Raw genomic sequence first — 17,115 nt, 5'->3', positions numbered from 1 at the left:
CGGCACGAGCCCCTCGCCCCCGGCCGGGACGCGGTCAGTCGGGCGTGGCGATCGCGTCCAGGACGCGCAGGCGGGCGGCCCGCGCACCCGGCCACACGGCGGCCAGCACGCCGACGACCAGCGCGAGGCCCACCATGAGCGCCAGCCCGTCCCACGGGACGACGAGCTGGTCCAGGCCCTCCTCGGCGTAGACGCGCGGCAGGACCGACGCGATGCCGACGCCCACGGCGAGCCCCACGACCGTGCCGAACACGGCCGTCAGCACCGACTCCACGGTCACCACGCCCGCGAGCTGCAGGCGTCCCAGTCCCACGGCCCGCAGCAGGCCGATCTCCCGCGTCCGCTCGATGACGGACAGCGCGAGCGTGTTGACGATCCCGAGCACCGCGATGACCAGGGACAGCCCCAGCAGCGCGTAGAGGATGACCAGCAGCTGGTCGACCTGCGCGGCCATCTGGTCGACGAACTCGTCGCGGTCCTGCACGGACACCACGACGTACGGCGCGACCGCGGCGGTGACCGCCGCCCGGAGCGCGGTGGGCGTGACCCCGGCGGCCGCGTCGAGGAACACCGTGTCCGTGACCTGCGCGGGCCCGGGCGCGAGCTCGTCGAGCACGTCCCGCGTGAGGATCACCGACGCGCTCATGACGCGGGTGTCCACGACCGCCGCGACGACGAGCGTGCGCTCGCCGGCGGCCGTGCGCACCGTCAGCTCGTCACCGGCGGCCCAGCCCTCGCCGGCCGTGCTGCGGTTCACCACGGCGTGGGTGCCGTCGAGGTCCGCGGGGTCGCCGTCGAGGACGTCCACGACGAGCGAGCCGCCCAGGACGCCGGGACGCAGGCCCACCACGTACGCGCCGTCGTCCGGCCCCGGGTCCACCCCGGGCTCCGGCGACACCCCGCCGGAGGTGAACGCGATGGCGTCGGCCCGCCCCACCTCCGGCAGCGCCGCGACGTCCGTGACGGCCCCCGCGGGGATCGCGGACGTCGCCGAGCGCAGCACCAGGTCCGCGTCGGTGGAGCTCTCGACGACGCCCGCGAGCGAGGCCTGCCCGGTCGCGGCGATGACGGACACCGCACCCACGAGCGCCATGCCGATGACCAGCGCCCCGGCGGTCGACGCGGTCCGCCGCGGGTTGCGCACGACGTTGCCCTGCGCGAGGCGGCCCAGGGGCGGCAGCGCCCGCACGAACGGGACGGCGAGCACGCGCAGCACCGACCGCGCCAGCGACGGCGAGGCCACCAGGACGCCGACCAGGACGAGGGCCGCCCCGGCGCCCAGGACGGGCTCGGACCCGGTCGCGTCGGGACGCAGCGCCGCGTACGCGACGGCGCCCGCGCCGAGGGCGACGACCACCGCACCGGCGGTCCCGCGCCGCCGCAGCGAGCGCTCGGGGACGGTGACCTCGCCGCGCATCGCCTCGACGGGCGCGACGAGCGCGGCACGGCGTGCCGGGACGGCCGCGGCCACCGCGGACACGACGGTGCCCAGCACGAGGCACGCGACCACCGTCGTCGTGTCCAGCGGGACGTCCCCCACGAGGTCCATGCCCATGGACTCGAAGACGACGCGCAGCACGCCCACCAGTCCCAGCCCGCCGGCGACGCCGATCGCCGACCCGACGAGGCCGACGACCGCGGCCTGCCCGACGACGACGGCGAACACCTGCGCGGGCGACGCACCGACGGCACGCAGCAGCGCGAACTCGCGCACCCGCTGCCGCACCGACATCGCGAACGTGTTGGAGATGAGGAAGCCGCCGACGAACAGGGCGACGAGCGCGAAGATCATGAGGAACGACGTGACGAAGCCGAGGGTCTCGTCGATGGACCCGCGCAGCTCGTCGCGCAGGTCCTGCCCGGCCACCGCCTCGACGCCGGCGGCGTCCGCCACCGTGCCGTCGCCGAGCGCGGCGGTGACCCGCTCGACGAGCGTCGCCTCGTCCACGCCGTCGGCGGCGTGCACCGCGACGGTCGCGACGGTGCCCTGCGGCGCGTACGCGGCCACGGCCACGTCGACCGGCAGGTAGACGAGCGTCGCGCCCGCCATCGGGCCGCCCGCGTCGACCTCGCCGACGACCGTCACGTCCCGCACCTCGCCGGACACCACGACGCGCGTGCGGTCCCCGACCGCCAGGCCCGACGACGCGAGCGTGGCCGACTCGACCGCGACCTCGTCGTCGGCCACGGGCGCCCGCCCGTCGCGCAGCCGCAGCCCGGGGTCGCGCTCGTCGAACGCGAGCCCGATCGACGGCGCCTGCGTGGACTGCACGGCCGTGCCGTCGGCGCCCACGAGCACGACCGGCCCGGCGAGGTCCGCCAGCGCCACCCGCACGCCGTCGACGGCGGCGAGGTCGTCCGCGACGCCCAGCGCCACAGGGGTGCGCTGCTCCCCGAACCCGCCGTCCCCCGGCCCGGCGGCGACGGGCGCGTCGCCGCGCACGTACACGTCGGCCGGCGCCTGCGCCTCGACGATGCCGTGGAACGTGTCGGACAGCATGGTGCGCAGGGCGAACGTGCCGGCGACGAACGCGACGCCGAGCGCCACGGCCAGCACGGACAGCGCGAAGCGCACGGCGTGCGCCCGCACGCCGCGCAGCGTGACCCGCAGCATCAGCGCACCTGCGCAGGGGTGGCGCCGGACGCGCGTCGGGTGAGCGCGCCGAGGCGCTCGAGCACGGCGTCGGCCGTCGGGTCGGCGAGCTCGTCGACGATCCGCCCGTCCGCGAGGAACAGGACGCGGTCCGCGTACGAGGCGGCCGTGGGGTCGTGCGTCACCATCACCACGGACTGCCCGAGCTCGTCGACGCTGCGGCGCAGGAACGACAGGACCTCGTGCGCGGACGCCGAGTCGAGGTTGCCCGTGGGCTCGTCGGCGAAGACCACGGCCGGCCGGGTGACGAGCGCACGCGCGCACGCCACCCGCTGCTGCTGGCCTCCCGACAGCTCCCCGGGCTTGTGGCTCAGCCGGTCCGACAGGCCCACGGCCTGCACGACGGCGTCGAGGTGCTCGCGGTCGACGGGGCGGCGCGCGATGTCGAACGGCAGCGTGATGTTCTCCAGCGCCGTGAGGGTCGGCACGAGGTTGAACGCCTGGAAGACGAAGCCGATGCGGTCACGGCGCAGCCGGGTCAGGCGACGCTCCGACATGGCCGAGACCTCCTCGCCGTCGACGACGACGGTGCCCGCGGTGGGCCGGTCCAGCCCCGCGAGGCAGTGCATGAGGGTCGACTTGCCGGACCCGGACGGGCCCATGGTGGCGGTCAGGCGCCCGCGCTGGACGTCGAGGTCGACGCCGGCGAGCGCGTGGACCGCGGTGGGGCCGGATCCGTAGGTGCGCACGAGTCCGCGCGCGGTGGCGATGGGGGTGTCGGCCCGGGTGGTGTCGGTGGTGGTCACGACGACGATCCTCCTCCCCGCGTGCCGCGCCCCGACACCCTGGACGCACCCGGAACGGACCCTGAACCGGCGCACCCCGGCCTCAGGGTCCGGCCCCGGGACGGACCAGGGCCCGCCCCGGATGCCGGGGGCGCGGTCCCCGCGGGAGGGTGGCACCACGGGGCCGCACCGGCGGCCCACCGACCGGAGGTCCCCATGGCCGCGCTGCACCGCACCGCCCGCGTCGCCGGCGCCGTCGTCCTCGGCGCGGGCCTGGCCTACGCCGCCCAGCCCACGCTGCTGGCGGACCTGGCCCGCCCGCTCCTCGCGGCGGTGCTCGGCGGCTGAGCGGCCCGCGCGACGGAGGCGCCCGACCAGCCCCTCTCCTAGGCTGACGTCATGGCCCGGTACCTCGACGTCCACCCCACGGACCCGCAGCCACGCGCGATCTCGCAGGTCGTCGCGATGCTGCGCGACGACGCCGTCATCGCCTACCCGACGGACTCGATGTACGCGCTGGGCACCCGCATGGACAACCACGAGGGCGCCGAGCGCATCCGCCGGATCCGCCGGCTCGACGACCGGCACCACTTCACGCTGGTGTGCGCGGACTTCGCGCAGCTGGGGCAGCTGGTGCACCTGGACAACAGCGCGTTCCGGGCGATCAAGGCCGCGACGCCCGGGCCGTACACGTTCATCCTGCTCGCGACGCCCGAGGTGCCGCGCCGCCTGGCCCACCCCAAGAAGCGCTCGGTGGGGGTGCGGATCCCGGACGACCCGGTCGCGTGCGCGATCCTGCGGGAGCTGGGCGAGCCGCTGCTGTCGTCGTCGCTGCTCATGCCGGGGCACGACTGGCCGATGACGGAGGGCTGGCAGATCAAGGAGGAGCTCGACGACGTGCTCGACGCGGTCGTCGACGCGGGCGACCGCGCGACCGGTCCGACGACGGTCGTCGACTGGACGTCGGGCGCGCCGGAGGTCGTCCGCGAGGGCGCGGGCGACCCGTCGCGGTTCTGACGGGCCCGGTGTGAACGCGCGGCGTCGCGACGTCCCCTCGTCCCCCGCGGACGTCGAGGCGGCGGCCGCCGCAGCCGGCGACCTGACCGCGCTCGCCGCGGCGTGCACGACGTGCCGGGCCTGCCCGCGCCTCGTCGCGTGGCGGGAGGCGTCGGCGGCCGACCCGCCCGCGCGCTACCGGGGGCAGACGTACTGGGCGCGGCCCGTGCCGGGGTTCGGCGACCCGCACGCGCGCGTCGTCATCGTGGGCCTGGCGCCCGCCGCGCACGGCGCCAACCGCACGGGCCGGATGTTCACCGGGGACCGCTCGGGCGACTTCCTGTTCGCGGCCCTGCACCGCGTCGGCATGGCGTCGCAGGCCACGTCGACGGCCGCGGACGACGGCCTGACGCTGCACGACGTGCGCGTCACGGCACCCGTGCGGTGCGCACCGCCGGCCAACGCCCCGACGCCCGCCGAGCGCCGCACCTGCGGGCCGTGGCTGGCGCGCGAGGTCGAGCTGGTCGCGCCACGGGTCGCGGTGGTGCTCGGCGGGTTCGGGTGGCAGGCCCTGCTGACGACGCTGGCCGAGCAGGGCTGGGCGGTGCCGCGGCCGCGGCCGGCGTTCGCGCACGGTGCCGAGGTCACCCTGCGGCACACCGCCCGGCCCGACGCGCTGACGCTGCTGGGCTGCTACCACGTGAGCCAGCAGAACACCTTCACGGGCCGGCTCACCCCGGCGATGCTCGACGCCGTGCTGCGGCGCGCCCGCGAGGTCCTCCTCGGAGCGGAGGGTTGTCCACCCCCGGGTGGACTCGCGCCCTGACCGCCGCGCCCTACGCTCACGGCCGTGAACGTGCTGGTGACAGGGGGGGCCGGGTACATCGGGGGGCACGTCGTGGACGCGCTGCTCCGCACCGGCCGCGGCGTGGTGGTCCTCGACGACCTCTCGACCGGGCGTGCGGACCGGGTGCCCGGTGTGCCGCTCGTGCGCACCGACCTCGCGGCGCCCGCGTCGGTCGGGGTGCTGCTCGACGCGATGGACCGCTGGGACGTCACGGCCGTGGTGCACCTCGCCGCCCGCAAGAAGGTCGCCGAGTCGCTCGCCCGGCCCGACTGGTACCACGAGCAGAACGTCGGCGGCACGGCGCACGTGCTGGCCGCGGTGACGACCGCGGGCGTCCGGCACGTGGTGTTCTCGTCGTCGGCGGCCGTGTACGGCTGCCCCGACGTCGCGCTCGTCGACGAGGACTGCCCGACGCACCCGATCAGCCCGTACGGGGCGACCAAGCTGGCGTGCGAGGCGCTGCTGGCGCAGGCCGTCGCCGTGGGCGTCGGGTCGTTCGCGCTGCGCTACTTCAACGTCGCGGGCGCGTGCTCCCCGCTGCTGCGCGACGACGAGGAGGCGAACCTCGTGACGACCGTGCTCGGCCGGCTCGCGCGCGGGCAGGCCCCGCAGGTCAACGGCACGGACTACCCGACGCCCGACGGCACGTGCGTGCGCGACCTCGTGGACGTGCGGGACGTCGCCGACGCGCACGTCGCGGCGCTGCGCGCCCTCGAGGCCGCCCCGGCGCCCGCCGCCGAGGTCGTCAACATCGGCACCGGGCACGGGGTGTCGGTGCGGGAGGTCGTCGACCGGCTGTGCGCGCTCGCGGGGCAGCACCCGCACGTCGAGGAGCTGCCGCGGCGCGCGGGCGACCCGGCGGCGGTCGTCGCCGCCGTGGACCGGGCGCGCGACCGGCTGGGCTGGACCGCGTCCTACGGGCTCGACGACGTGCTGACCAGCGCCTTCGCGGCCGCGCGCGACGAGCAGGTCAGCCGTGCGCGCTGACGGCCTCGGGCTCGGCGAGGGTGTCCGCGGCACCGAACCGGGCGACGGTGAGCGCACCGGCCAGGACCAGCGCGAACGCGACCGCGGCCAGCGGCCCGCGCCCGGGCAGCGCGCGGTCCCCGACCAGCAGCAGGCCGAGCAGCGCGCCCAGGCACGTCTCGGTGGCGACGGTCGCGGCGGTCACCGGGACCACGGGCGCCCGGCGCAGCGCGAGCGCCGTCAGGCCGAGCGCGAGCACCCCGCCGAGGCCCCCGGCCCACAGCGCGGGGTCGAGCAGCAGCCGCACCGGGCGGGACAGGTCGACGACGTGCGCGGCGAGGGCCAGCAGCGCGTAGCCGCAGCCGGCCGCCACGGCGAGGACCAGCCCGGTGCGCACCGAGGGCGGGCGGGCGGCGACGCGCCACGCGACGAGACCGAGGGCCACCGCGGCGGCGAGCAGCCCCAGGGGCACACCGGGCGCCGGCGCCGTGACGGGTGCAGGGGCCACGCTCAGGGCCAGCCCGACGAGCCCGGCACCCAGCGCGACCAGGCCCCACGCGTCGCGACGCCCGAACCGGGCGCCGAGCACGAGGACCGCGAGCACCGCGGCGACGGCGAGCCCCGACGCGCGCCCGGCCTGCACGAGGAACAGCGGCAGCGTGCGCAGCGCCACGAACGACAGCCCGAACCCGAGCACCACGAGGCCGAGGGCCGCGAGGTACGCGGGCGAGCCCAGCAGGCGGCGCACGAGCGTCGTCCCCAGGCCGGTGTCGTGCGGCAGCCGTCGGGCCGCGACGGCCTGCAGCACCACGGCCGCGCCCGAGCACAGCGCGGCTCCCGCGACGGCCAGCAGACCCGTCACACGCCACCTCCGTCGCCCTGCGCGGCGCGGACGTCACCCGGTCGGGCGACAACCTTCCGGGCCGCTGGCGCGTCTTACCCTATGCGGGCCGTGCCCGCCACCGGACGCGACGGGGCTGGAGCGCAGGGGGGCACGTGGGAACGGTCATGACCGAGCAGGGGGCACCGCCGGCGCCCGTGGACGGCCGGCGGTCGGGGTGGCGGTACGGGGCGGCGGTGGCGGGCGTCTTCACCGGCCTCGTGGTCGCGCTCTCCATGGTGGTCGCCCTGTCGACGCGCGCCCAGCGCCGGGCGGACCCCGAGCTCGTCGGGCCGTCGTGGCTCGACGGGTGGTACCAGTACGACGCGGCCTGGTACCTCGGCATCGTGCGCCAGGGCTACTCCTACGTGCCGGGCCAGCAGTCGTCGGTCGCGTTCTTCCCCGCGTACCCGCTGAGCGTGCGCGGGTTCGGCGACCTCCTCGGGGACCACCAGGTGGCCGGGCAGCTGCTCAGCGTGCTGTGCGGCCTGGTCGCGGTCGTGCTGTTCGCGCTGTGGGCACGCCGGCGGCTGCCGCGCCGCTCGGCCGTCCTGGCGGTCGCGGTGCTGCTGCTGTACCCGTACGCGTTCTTCCTCTACGGCCCGATGTACGCCGACGCGCTGTTCCTGCTCAGCGCCGTCGGTGCGTTCGTGCTGCTCGAGCGCCGGTGGTACCTCGCCGCGGGTCTCGTGGGCGCGGTCGCGACCGCGGGTCGGCCCGTCGGCGTCGCCGTGGCCGTCGGCCTGGTCGTGCGGACGCTGGAGATGCTGGCGGAGGACCGCGCGGCGGCGGGCCGGCCCGGGTGGCGCGAGCTGGTCCGCTCGGTGCGGGAGGTCCGGCTGCGGCACCTCGGGGTGCTGGCGTCGGGGCTGGGGCTGGCCGGGTGGTGCCTGTACCTGTGGCTGGAGTTCGGGCACCCGCTCGCGTTCGTCGAGGTGGAGTCCGCACCGGGCTGGGACCAGGGGGTGGGCCCGCGCACCTGGTTCAAGGTCGTGTACCTCGGCACCCTGGTCAAGGGGCCCTACGGCATCGCGCTGCTGCTGACGCTGCAGGCGCTGGCGTGCCTGTGCGCGGTGCTGCTGATGCGCCGTGTGCACCGGCTGTTCGGCTGGGGCTACGCCGCGTTCGCCGCCGTGGTGCTCCTCATCCCCATCATCGGGACCAAGGACTTCATGGGGACCGGCCGGTACGTGCTGGTGGCGTTCCCCGTGATGGCCGCCGCCGGGGACTTCCTCGCGACCCGCGACCGGCGGTGGGTCGCACCCGTCACCCTGGCGGTCAGCGGCGTCCTGCTCGTCGTGCTCACGTTCCTGTTCGGCAGAGGGGTAGCAGTCTCATGACGTCCACGCGAGGTCCCGGCCCGGTGGGCCGCCTCTCCGTCTTCTTCCCCATGTGGAACGAGGAGGAGTACATCGAGCGGGCCGTCGCGGCCGCGTCGGTGACGTGCCGGGAGCTGGTCGACGCGGGTGACGTGCTCGACTACGAGGTCATCGTCGTCGACGACGCGTCGACCGACCGCACGCCGCAGATCGCGGCCGCGCTGGCCGCCGACGACCCGCACGTGCGCGTCGTGCGGCACCCGGTCAACCGCAAGCTGGGCGGCTCGATGCGCTCGGGGTTCGAGGCCGCCAAGGGCGACGTCGTGCTGTACACGGACGCGGACCTGCCGTTCGAGATGCGCGAGCTGGTGCGCGCGCTGCGCGTGCTGCAGACGTACGAGGTCGACATCGTGAGCGCGTACCGCCTGGACCGCACCGGCGAGGGGCCGCGGCGCGCGATCTACTCGTTCCTCTACAACGGGCTGGTGCGCGCGATGTTCGGCACCCGCGTGCGGGACGTGAACTTCGCGTTCAAGCTGGTCCGGCGCGAGGTGCTCGACCACGTCACGCTGCGCAGCGAGGGCTCGTTCATCGACGCGGAGCTGCTGGTCAGGGCGCAGAAGGCCGGGTTCGACGTGCTGCAGATCGGCGTCGACTACTTCCCCCGCACCCGCGGCGTCTCGACGCTGTCCTCGCTCGGGGTGATCCGCACGATGCTCGCGGAGATGTGGACCCTGCGCCGCGAGCTGCGCACCCTGCCCACCCGTCCGCGCGCGTGACGCGCCTGCTCGTCGTCACGGCCGACGACCTGGGGCTGACACCCGGCGTCAACGAGGCGGTCCGGCGTGCCCACGTCGACGGCGTCGTGACCGCCACGTCGCTGCTGGCCGTCGGCACGGCCTTCGACGACGCGGCGCGCGTGCTGCGCGAGCACCCGACGCTCGAGCTGGGCGCGCACCTCGCGCTCGTCGGCGAGGACCCGCCGCTGCTGACCGCGCGCGAGGTGCCGACGCTCGTGGACCGCGACGGCCGGTTCCCGCTGAGCTACCGCACGGTCGTCGCGCGCGGCCTCGCGGGGCGCATCGACCCCGACGACGTGCGCCGCGAGCTCGGGGCGCAGCTCGAGCGGGTGCGCGGCGTGGGGGTGCCCGTCACGCACCTCGACACCCACCAGCACACGCACCTGTGGCCCGTCGTGGGGCGGGTCGTCACCGAGCTGGCGCTCGCGGCGGGCGTCCCGGCGGTCCGGCTGCCGCGCAGCCGGGCGCTGGGCGTGGCCGGGGCGGGCGTCGGTGCGCTCGGGGTGGGCCTGCGCCGGCGGCTGGCGCGTGCCGGTCTGACGACGACCGACGACTACGCCGGCCTCGACGAGGCCGGGGCGATGGACGAGGACCGGCTGCTCGCGACGCTGCGGGCCGCCGCCGCGCGCGGGGCGCGCACCCTCGAGGTCAACGCCCACCCGGGGGTGCCGGACGACCCGGCCACCGACCGGTTCGCGTGGGGGTACCGCTGGGTGGACGAGCTGGCCGCGCTGACGTCGCCGCGCACGCGCGCGCAGGTCGACGCGTGCGGGTACCGGCTGACAGGCTTCGCCGGGCTGGTCGCGGCGGGCACCGGCGGCACGGAGGGACGGGCATGACGGGACGTCGACCGGACGCGGCGGGCCGCGCGGCCCTCGCGCTGTACCGCGACGCGCCGTGGCGCGAGCGCGCGCACGTGCACGTGCGCTGGTGGAGCGCGCCGTTCCGCCGCCTGGAGCCCCTGCTGCCGGCGACCGGCGCCGTGCTGGAGATCGGGTGCGGTCACGGGCTGTTCAGCGCGTACGCCGCCGTGGCCGGGCCGGGCCGGCGGGTCGTCGGCGTGGACATCGACGCCGACAAGATCGCCGCGGGCGCCGGGGCGGCCGCGCGCGTGCCCCACCTCGACCTGACCGTCGCACCCGACGGCGCCGTGCCCGCCGGGCCGTGGGACGCCGTGGTCGTCGTCGACGTGCTGTACCTGCTGCCCGCCGAGGCGCAGCGCCGCCTGCTGACTGCCGCCGCCGCACAGGTGGCGCCGGGCGGGCGGCTCGTCGTCAAGGAGATGGGGGCCTCCCCCGCCTGGAAGGTGCGCTGGAACCGCTGGCAGGAGACGTTGTCGGTGCGGGTCCTGCGGATCACGGAGGGGTCGACGACGTTCACGTTCGTCCCGCCGGACGTCATGGCCGGGTGGTTGCGCGAGGAGGGCCTCGCGGTGACGGCCACGCGCCTGGACGCCGGGCGCGTGCACCCGCACCACGTGCTCGTCGGGGAGCGCGCGGCGGGCTGGGGTCAGCCGACCAGCGCGACGGCCACGACGTAGCCGTTGGCCAGCACGTGCAGCGCGACGGTCAGCGCGACGTTGCGGTACCGGGACCACAGGTACCCCGCGACGACACCGAGGGTCAGGCCCTGCACGACGACCGCCCCCGCCACCTCGACGAGCGGGCCCTGCCCGTGCCGGGCACCGACGTGCAGGAGCGCGAACAGCAGGCCCGCCACCGCGATGCCGCCCCACCGCCCCAGCAGCGCCTCGAGCCGCGTCTGCAGCCACACGCGGTACAGCAGCTCCTCCCCGACGCCGGCGGTCAGCGCCGTGGCGAGGGCGGCGGCCACCAGCAGGTCCGTCGGGTACCCGGAGTAGTCGGCGTGCCGCAGCCACGGCGCGGCCTGGCTGAGCGCGGTCCACACCACCACGACGACGGCGGGCGCCCACCAGCGCCACGCGGCCCGCGGCCACGTCGTGGCCAGCGACCCGCGCGTCGCCAGCACCGCGAGCGCGGGCAGCGCGACGACGACCACGAGCTTGACGAGGTGGTACTCCGCGGACGCCGCGACCCCGGACGCGGCGACGACGACGGGGAACGCGGCCGCGCACGCCACCAGCGCCGCGACGGCCACCCGCACGCGCCGCCCCTCCTGCACGCGCGGGGCCAGGGTCGGCACCCGCGGCGGCAGCGCCCGCACCAGCACCAGCGCGACCACCGTCGGCAGCAGCACCTGCCAGTACGGCACGGTCGGAGCCCCGGGGTCGGCGGAGCTGCGCAGCCCCTGCGGTGCCAGGACCAGCAGGGTGCCGAGCGCGCCGACCGCGACCGCCGCCCCGACGGCCGCGAGCGCGGCGCCGACCCGCGGGTGGGCAGCGGGCGGATGGTCGGCGGGCGGCGTGAGGGGCACGGGGGCGGGCTGCGACGTCGGCGTGGCCATGCCCGCACCCTGGCAGGGGCCGGTGTGCGCGCGCGTCCTGCGGAGCGACGAGATGCCCCGGTGCACCTCCTGCGGACGGAGGAGAGCGGGCGGGTGCCGCGGCCCGTCAGCCCCGGGCGCGGGCGAGCGCCTCGGCGACGGGGGTGTCCCCGGCGACCAGCTCCCACTGGCGGCCGACGGTCGCGTCGTCGTGCAGCACGGCGGCGATCACCGCAGCCACGTCGGCGCGCGGGACGTCCCCGCGCTCGACGTGCTCACCAAGGGTCACGCGGCCCGTGCCCGCGTCGTCGGTCAGGCCGCCGGGCCGCAGGATCGTCCAGTCCAGGTCGGTGCCGCGCAGCGCCTCGTCCGCGTCGCGCTTGGCGACGACGTACGCGGCCCACACGGCCGGCATGTCGTCGGTGATGGGGGCGTCGACCCCGATCGCGGAGACCTGCACGAACCGGCGGACCCCGGCCCGGCGCGCCCCCTCCTGCGCCTTGAGCGACCCCTCGAGGTCGACGCTGCGCTTGCGGCCCGCGTTGCCGTCGGCGCCCGCACCGGCGGCGAACACGACGGCGTCCGCGCCGGTGAGGACGGCGGCGAAGTCGTCGGCGTCGGACTCCTCGATGTCGAGGAGCGCGGGCTGCGCACCGAGGGCCGCGAGCTCGTCGGCGTGCTCCGGGCGCCGCACCAGCGGCACCACGTCGTCGCCGCGGGCGACCAGCAGCGGCACGAGCCGGAGCGCGACCTTGCCGTGCCCGCCCACGACGACGACGCGCATCAGGACTTGCCGCCGGTCACCAGGATGCGGTCGCCGGTGATGTACGACGACTCCTGCGACGCGAGGAACACGTACGCCGGTGCGAGCTCGGCCGGCTGGCCGGCGCGGCCCATGGGGGTCTCGGCACCGAAGTCGTCGACCTTCTCGACGTCCAGGGTCGCCGGGATCAGCGGCGTCCAGATCGGGCCCGGGCACACGGCGTTGACGCGGATGCCGTCCTCCGCGAGCTGCTGCGCGAGGCCCATCGAGAAGTTGAGGATCGCGGCCTTGGTGGACGCGTAGTCGAGCAGCCCGGGGCTGGGCTCGAACGCCTGGATCGAGGAGGTGTTGATGATCGACGCGCCGCTGCTCAGGTGCGGCAGGGCGCCCTGGGTGATCCAGAACATCGCGTACACGTTGGTCTTGAGGACGCGGTCGAGCTGCTCGGTGGTGATGTCGGCCAGCCCGCCCGGCTGACCCATCTGGTAGGCGGCGTTGTTGACGAGGACGTCGAGGCCGCCGAGCTCGTCGACGACGCGCCCCGCGAGGGACCGCGCGAGCTCCTCGTCACGGATGTCCCCGGGCAGCGCGAGGCCGCGGCGGCCCGCCTTCTCCACCCAGGCGAGCGTCTCGCGCGCGTCCTCCTCCTCCTCGGGGAGGTAGGAGATCGCCACGTCCGCGCCCTCCCGGGCGAACGCGATGGCCACCGCGCGGCCGATGCCGGAGTCGCCCCCGGTGATCAGCGCGCGGCGGCCCTCGAGGCGCCCGGAGCCCTGGTACGACTCCTCGCCGTGGTCCGGCTCCTCGCGCATGTCGTCGGTCAGCCCCGGGTGGGCGATCTGCTCACCGCCGTGGCTGTCGGGGTCGGGCTGCTGGGTCGTCGGGTCCTGGGGTGTCGTCTGGTCGGCCATCTGTCCATCGTGCGGGCGCGACGGCCGCACGGCATCCCGAGCGGGTCGCGCGCCGCGGCGGGCGCGGGGCACCGGGGTGTCGGTGGGGCGCCGTAGCCTGCCGGTGTGATCCTGCTCGACGACGGCACCCTGACGTACTCGGCGAGCGACCTGACGGCCGCGGCGCAGTGCGAGCACGCCGTCCTGCGGGCGCTCGACGCCCGCCTCGGCCGCGGGCCGGCGGTGGAGCCGGACGCCGACGTCGTGCTGGCCCGCGTCGCGCACCTGGGCGACGAGCACGAGCAGCGCGTGCTGCGCGGCCTGGTCGCGCGCCACGGCGTGTGGCGCCCGGGGGTGCCCGGGGGGCTGGCGCAGGTGCCGGCGACGCGCGACCCGGGCTCGCGCGCGCACCTGCAGGCCGCGCACGCGGCGACGCTGGACCTGCTCGCGTCGGCGGACGTCGTGCACCAGGCCGCGTTCTTCGACGGCCGGTTCGTCGGGCGTGCCGACTTCGTCGTCCGGGACGACGACGGCGCGTGGTCCGTGCGCGACGCCAAGCTCGCGCGCAACGCGCAGCCGACGGCGCTGCTGCAGGTGGCCGCGTACGCCGACCAGCTGGCCCGTGCCGGGCAGCCGGTCGCCCGGCAGGTCGAGCTCGTGCTGGGCGACGGTGCGGTCACGCGGCACGCCGTCGCCGACCTGGTCCCCGTGTACCGGGAGCGGCGCACCCGGCTGCAGGAGATGCTCGACACGCACCGCGCGCAGGGCCGGCCCGTCGCGTGGGGCGACGAGCGCTGGGCCGCGTGCGGCCGGTGCACGTCCTGCACCGCCGAGCTCGAGGCGCGGCGCGACGTCACGCTCGTCGCCGGCGTGTACGAGCGGCAGCGCGACGCGCTGGTCGCGGCCGGGGTCACGACGATCGACGCGCTCGCGGCCGCCCCCGACGGCCTCGAGGTCGAGGGGCTGAGCCCGGAGGTCCTGGGCAAGGCGCGCCTGCAGGCGCGGCTGCAGGTCGAGCAGGAGGCCCGCAACCCCGACCCGGCCCGTCCGGTCGAGGTGCCGTGGTCCCTCACGCACCCCGAGCGGGTCGCCGGGCTGCTGCCGCCGGCGGACCCCGGCGACATCTTCTTCGACTTCGAGGGCGACCCGCTCTGGTACGACCCGGCGCTGGCGGGCGAGCCCGACGCGTGGGGCCTGGAGTACCTGTTCGGCGTCGTGGAGCAGCCGCCGGAGCCCGGCGCCGAGGCACCGTTCGTCGCGTTCTGGGCGCACGACCGCGCGGCCGAGCGCGTCGCGCTGCGCGACTTCCTCGCCTACCTCGCCGAGCGGCGCGCCCGGTTCCCCGGCATGCACGTCTACCACTACGCGGCCTACGAGAAGTCGACGCTGCGCCGGCTCGCCGGGCGCCACGGCGAGGGCGAGGCGCAGGTCGACGCGCTGCTGCGCGAGGGCCTGCTCGTCGACCTGTACGCCGCGGTCAAGGCGGGCGTCCGCACGGGGCAGCGGTCGTACTCGCTGAAGAAGCTCGAGCCGCTGTACATGCCCACCGGCCGGGGCGACGGCGTGACCAACGCCGCCGACTCGATCGTCGAGTACGCGCAGGCCGTGGCCGCCCGCGACGCCGGGCGCCTCGACGACTGGATCGATCGCATCAAGGCCATCGAGGTCTACAACCACTACGACTGCGACTCGACGCTGGGGCTGCGCGACTGGCTGCTGGCACGCCTCGCCGAGGTCGGCGTCGCGCCGTCCCGCGCGGTCGTGCTCGACCCGGAGGCGGCGGCGCGCGCCGCCGAGCTCGCGGCACCCGACCCGCTGGAGGACGAGCTGCTCGCGCTGGCGGGCCCCGGCCCCGGCGAGGGGGTCGTGCGGACCCCGGCGCGGCAGGCCGTCGCGCTGGTCGGCGCCGCGCTGCGGTACCACCAGCGCGAGGACAAGCCGTACTGGTGGGGCCACTTCGACCGCCTCGGCGCTCACCCGTCGGACTGGACCGAGCGGCGCAACGTGCTGCTCGCGGACCGCCCGGGGGCGGTCGAGGTCGTGACCGACTGGCACCTGCCCCCCGGCAAGCAGGTCGAGCGGCGGGTGCTGCGCATGACCGGCCGGCTCGAGCCCGGCAGCGACCTGCGGGCCGGCGCACAGGCCGTCGGGCTGTACGACCCCCCGCTGCCGGAGTGCGTGAAGACGTCCGTCGACGCGCCGCGCGGCTGGTGCGAGCGCATGACGGTCCTCGAGGTCACGGCCGAGGCCAGCGGGACACGGCCGCGCGACGTGCTGCTCGTCGAGGAGACCCGTCCCCGCGGGTCCGCGCCGTTCACGGAGGTGCCGATGGCGCTGGCCCCCGCCGGCCCCGTCGGGACCGCACCGCTGCGCGAGGCGATCCGCGGGCTCGCCCGGCGGGTGCGGGACACCGCGACCACGGGAGCGACCACCGGACCGACGTCCGGGACGACGTCCGGGACGACGTCCGGGACGACGGCGGAGGGCGACCTGCCGCTGCCGCGGGCCGCGGTCCTCGACCTGGCCCGGCGCACCCCGCCGCGCACCCGCTCCGGCGCGCCCCTGCCACCGGCCGACGGTGACCTCGTCGGCGTGCTCACCCGTGCGGTGCTGGACCTCGACGACTCGTACCTGGCCGTGCAGGGACCGCCCGGGACCGGCAAGACCTACACCGGGGCACGGGTCGTCGCCGCCCTGGTCGCCCGCGGGTGGCGCGTCGGCGTCGTCGCGCAGTCGCACGCCGTGGTCGAGAACATGCTGCGGGGCGTCGCCGGTGCGGGTGTGGCCCCCGACGCGATCGCGAAGAAGGCGCCCGGGTCGTCGGACGGCCGCACGGCCGACCCGGCTGCCCCGTGGACGTGGGTGCCCGACGCGGGCTTCGGCGCGTTCTGGGCCGCGCACCCCGGCGGTGCGCCCGGCGCGGGCGCGGTGCTCGGCGGCACCGCGTGGGACCTGGTCAACGCGCGGCGGCTGCCGGCCGAGCCGCTGGACCTGCTGGTCGTCGACGAGGCCGGGCAGTTCGCGCTCGCGAGCACGTTCGCCGTGGCGGGCTCGGCACGCAACCTGCTGCTCCTGGGCGACCCGCAGCAGCTCCCCCAGGTCAGCCAGGGCACCCACCCCGAGCCCGTGGACCGCAGCGCGCTGGGGTGGCTGACGGACGGGCACGACACCCTGCCGGACGAGCTCGGGTACTTCCTGCCCGTGACGTACCGCCTGCACCCCGACCTGTGCGCCGCGGTCTCGACCCTCGCGTACGCCGGTCGGCTCGCCGCCGCGCCGGCGGCGGCGGCGCGCTCGCTGGACGGGGTGCCCGCGGGGGTGCACGGCGTGCTCGTCGACCACGCGGGCAACGCCGTCGCGTCCACCGAGGAGGCCGACGTGGTGGTGCGCTGCGTCGCGGACCTCGTGGGCCGCACGTGGCGCGACGCGGGCGCCACGCCACCCGAGCGGCCGCTGACCCCGGCGGACGTGCTGGTCGTCGCCGCGTACAACGCCCAGGTCTGGACCGTACGCCGCGCGCTCGACGCGGCCGGGTTCACCGCCACCCGCGTCGGCACGGTCGACCGGTTCCAGGGGCAGGAGGCACCGGTCGTGATCGTGACGACCGCCGCGTCCTCGCCCGCGCAGGTGCCGCGCGGCCTGGACTTCCTGCTCGACCGCAACCGGCTGAACGTCGCGGTGTCCCGGGGGCAGTGGGCCGGGTTCGTCGTGCGCTCGACGCACCTCACCCGCACCCTGCCCCAGAGGCCCGAGTCGCTCGAGCGGCTCGGCGCGTTCGTGGGACTGACGACCCGCTCGGTCGTGGAGGCGCCCGCGGGCACGTAGCGTCGGGGGCGGAGCGGCGCGAGCACACGGAGCGACGCGACCGACGGA

The 17,115-nt window shown here is 76.8% G+C and carries 15 protein-coding genes; 9 read left to right on the top strand and 6 right to left on the bottom strand.

Annotation, left to right across the window (positions count from 1 at the left end; genetic code table 11):
• Window positions 1–34: 34 nt before the first annotated feature.
• Window positions 35–2,614 (bottom strand): ABC transporter permease, encoded by a 2,580-nt coding sequence (locus tag Cph01nite_RS12400; RefSeq protein ID WP_203674616.1) that lies wholly within the window; start codon window positions 2,612–2,614, stop codon window positions 35–37.
• Window positions 2,614–3,399, bottom strand: coding sequence for an ABC transporter ATP-binding protein (locus Cph01nite_RS12395; RefSeq protein ID WP_203674614.1), 786 nt, complete (start codon window positions 3,397–3,399; stop codon window positions 2,614–2,616). Before Cph01nite_RS12395 ends, Cph01nite_RS12400 begins: the two co-directional genes overlap by 1 nt.
• A 195-nt stretch (window positions 3,400–3,594) precedes the next feature.
• Here Cph01nite_RS12395 and Cph01nite_RS19240 point away from each other — a divergent pair, with 195 nt between their 5' ends.
• Genes Cph01nite_RS19240 through galE form a run of 4 tightly spaced genes read left to right on the top strand, consistent with a single transcriptional unit; the run spans window position 3,595 to window position 6,208 of the window.
• Entirely contained in the window at window positions 3,595–3,726 is a 132-nt protein-coding gene (locus Cph01nite_RS19240) for a hypothetical protein (RefSeq protein WP_275407400.1), read from the top strand.
• A 51-nt stretch (window positions 3,727–3,777) separates the two neighbouring features.
• Window positions 3,778–4,395, top strand: a complete 618-nt coding sequence (locus Cph01nite_RS12390) for an L-threonylcarbamoyladenylate synthase (RefSeq protein WP_203674613.1) — start codon at window positions 3,778–3,780, stop codon at window positions 4,393–4,395.
• Between the two features lie 10 nt (window positions 4,396–4,405).
• Entirely contained in the window at window positions 4,406–5,200 is a 795-nt protein-coding gene (locus tag Cph01nite_RS12385) for a uracil-DNA glycosylase (RefSeq protein WP_203674612.1), read from the top strand.
• Window positions 5,201–5,224: 24 nt separating this feature from the next.
• Window positions 5,225–6,208, top strand: coding sequence for a UDP-glucose 4-epimerase GalE (gene galE / locus Cph01nite_RS12380; RefSeq protein ID WP_203674611.1), 984 nt, complete (start codon window positions 5,225–5,227; stop codon window positions 6,206–6,208).
• Here galE and Cph01nite_RS12375 read toward each other — a convergent pair.
• A complete protein-coding gene (locus Cph01nite_RS12375; RefSeq protein ID WP_203674610.1) occupies window positions 6,192–7,049 on the bottom strand; it encodes a hypothetical protein in 858 nt (285 codons plus the stop codon). The genes galE and Cph01nite_RS12375 overlap by 17 nt on opposite strands.
• 146 nt (window positions 7,050–7,195) lie before the next feature.
• On the opposite strand from Cph01nite_RS12375, the gene Cph01nite_RS12370 reads away from it, so the two are divergent.
• From Cph01nite_RS12370 to Cph01nite_RS12355, 4 genes are read left to right on the top strand one after another with little or no spacing between them, the layout of a single operon-like run.
• Complete coding sequence (locus tag Cph01nite_RS12370) at window positions 7,196–8,407, top strand: glycosyltransferase family 39 protein (protein ID WP_203674609.1); 1,212 nt, start codon at window positions 7,196–7,198, stop codon at window positions 8,405–8,407.
• 23 nt (window positions 8,408–8,430) lie between these two features.
• On the top strand, window positions 8,431–9,165 hold the full coding sequence (locus tag Cph01nite_RS12365) for a glycosyltransferase family 2 protein (protein WP_239069232.1): 735 nt from the start codon (window positions 8,431–8,433) through the stop codon (window positions 9,163–9,165).
• Window positions 9,162–10,025, top strand: a complete 864-nt coding sequence (locus Cph01nite_RS12360; RefSeq protein ID WP_203674605.1) for a ChbG/HpnK family deacetylase — start codon at window positions 9,162–9,164, stop codon at window positions 10,023–10,025. Before Cph01nite_RS12365 ends, Cph01nite_RS12360 begins: the two co-directional genes overlap by 4 nt.
• Complete coding sequence (locus Cph01nite_RS12355) at window positions 10,022–10,726, top strand: methyltransferase domain-containing protein (RefSeq protein WP_203674603.1); 705 nt, start codon at window positions 10,022–10,024, stop codon at window positions 10,724–10,726. Before Cph01nite_RS12360 ends, Cph01nite_RS12355 begins: the two co-directional genes overlap by 4 nt.
• Here Cph01nite_RS12355 and Cph01nite_RS12350 read toward each other — a convergent pair.
• The 3 genes from Cph01nite_RS12350 to Cph01nite_RS12340 form a co-directional block, all read right to left on the bottom strand.
• Window positions 10,696–11,610, bottom strand: a complete 915-nt coding sequence (locus Cph01nite_RS12350; protein WP_203674601.1) for a CPBP family intramembrane glutamic endopeptidase — start codon at window positions 11,608–11,610, stop codon at window positions 10,696–10,698. The genes Cph01nite_RS12355 and Cph01nite_RS12350 overlap by 31 nt on opposite strands.
• Window positions 11,611–11,716: 106 nt before the next feature.
• On the bottom strand, window positions 11,717–12,373 hold the full coding sequence (locus Cph01nite_RS12345; protein WP_203674599.1) for an NAD(P)H-binding protein: 657 nt from the start codon (window positions 12,371–12,373) through the stop codon (window positions 11,717–11,719).
• Window positions 12,373–13,263, bottom strand: coding sequence for an SDR family oxidoreductase (locus Cph01nite_RS12340; RefSeq protein ID WP_203674598.1), 891 nt, complete (start codon window positions 13,261–13,263; stop codon window positions 12,373–12,375). The genes Cph01nite_RS12345 and Cph01nite_RS12340 overlap by 1 nt, the downstream gene beginning before the upstream one ends.
• Window positions 13,264–13,368: 105 nt before the next feature.
• Here Cph01nite_RS12340 and Cph01nite_RS12335 point away from each other — a divergent pair, with 105 nt between their 5' ends.
• Entirely contained in the window at window positions 13,369–17,067 is a 3,699-nt protein-coding gene (locus Cph01nite_RS12335) for a TM0106 family RecB-like putative nuclease (protein ID WP_203674597.1), read from the top strand.
• Window positions 17,068–17,115 lie beyond the last annotated feature (48 nt).

Source organism: Cellulomonas phragmiteti, assembly GCF_016862775.1.
GTDB classification, from domain to species: Bacteria; Actinomycetota; Actinomycetes; order Actinomycetales; family Cellulomonadaceae; genus Cellulomonas; species Cellulomonas phragmiteti.
This window is presented reverse-complemented; position numbering and strand designations above follow the sequence as displayed.

What these genes read in the sequence shown, in the direction of transcription:
- Cph01nite_RS12370 (WP_203674609.1), top strand. Translation starts at nt 7,196, where the DNA reads ATGACCGAGCAGGGGGCACCGCCGGCGCCCGTGGACGGCCGGCGGTCG.
- Cph01nite_RS12390 (WP_203674613.1), top strand. Translation starts at nt 3,778, where the DNA reads ATGGCCCGGTACCTCGACGTCCACCCCACGGACCCGCAGCCACGCGCG.
- Cph01nite_RS19240 (WP_275407400.1), top strand. Translation starts at nt 3,595, where the DNA reads ATGGCCGCGCTGCACCGCACCGCCCGCGTCGCCGGCGCCGTCGTCCTC.
- Cph01nite_RS12340 (WP_203674598.1), bottom strand. Translation starts at nt 13,263, where the DNA reads ATGGCCGACCAGACGACACCCCAGGACCCGACGACCCAGCAGCCCGAC.
- Cph01nite_RS12355 (WP_203674603.1), top strand. Translation starts at nt 10,022, where the DNA reads ATGACGGGACGTCGACCGGACGCGGCGGGCCGCGCGGCCCTCGCGCTG.
- Cph01nite_RS12350 (WP_203674601.1), bottom strand. Translation starts at nt 11,610, where the DNA reads ATGGCCACGCCGACGTCGCAGCCCGCCCCCGTGCCCCTCACGCCGCCC.
- Cph01nite_RS12400 (WP_203674616.1), bottom strand. Translation starts at nt 2,614, where the DNA reads ATGCTGCGGGTCACGCTGCGCGGCGTGCGGGCGCACGCCGTGCGCTTC.
- Cph01nite_RS12345 (WP_203674599.1), bottom strand. Translation starts at nt 12,373, where the DNA reads ATGCGCGTCGTCGTCGTGGGCGGGCACGGCAAGGTCGCGCTCCGGCTC.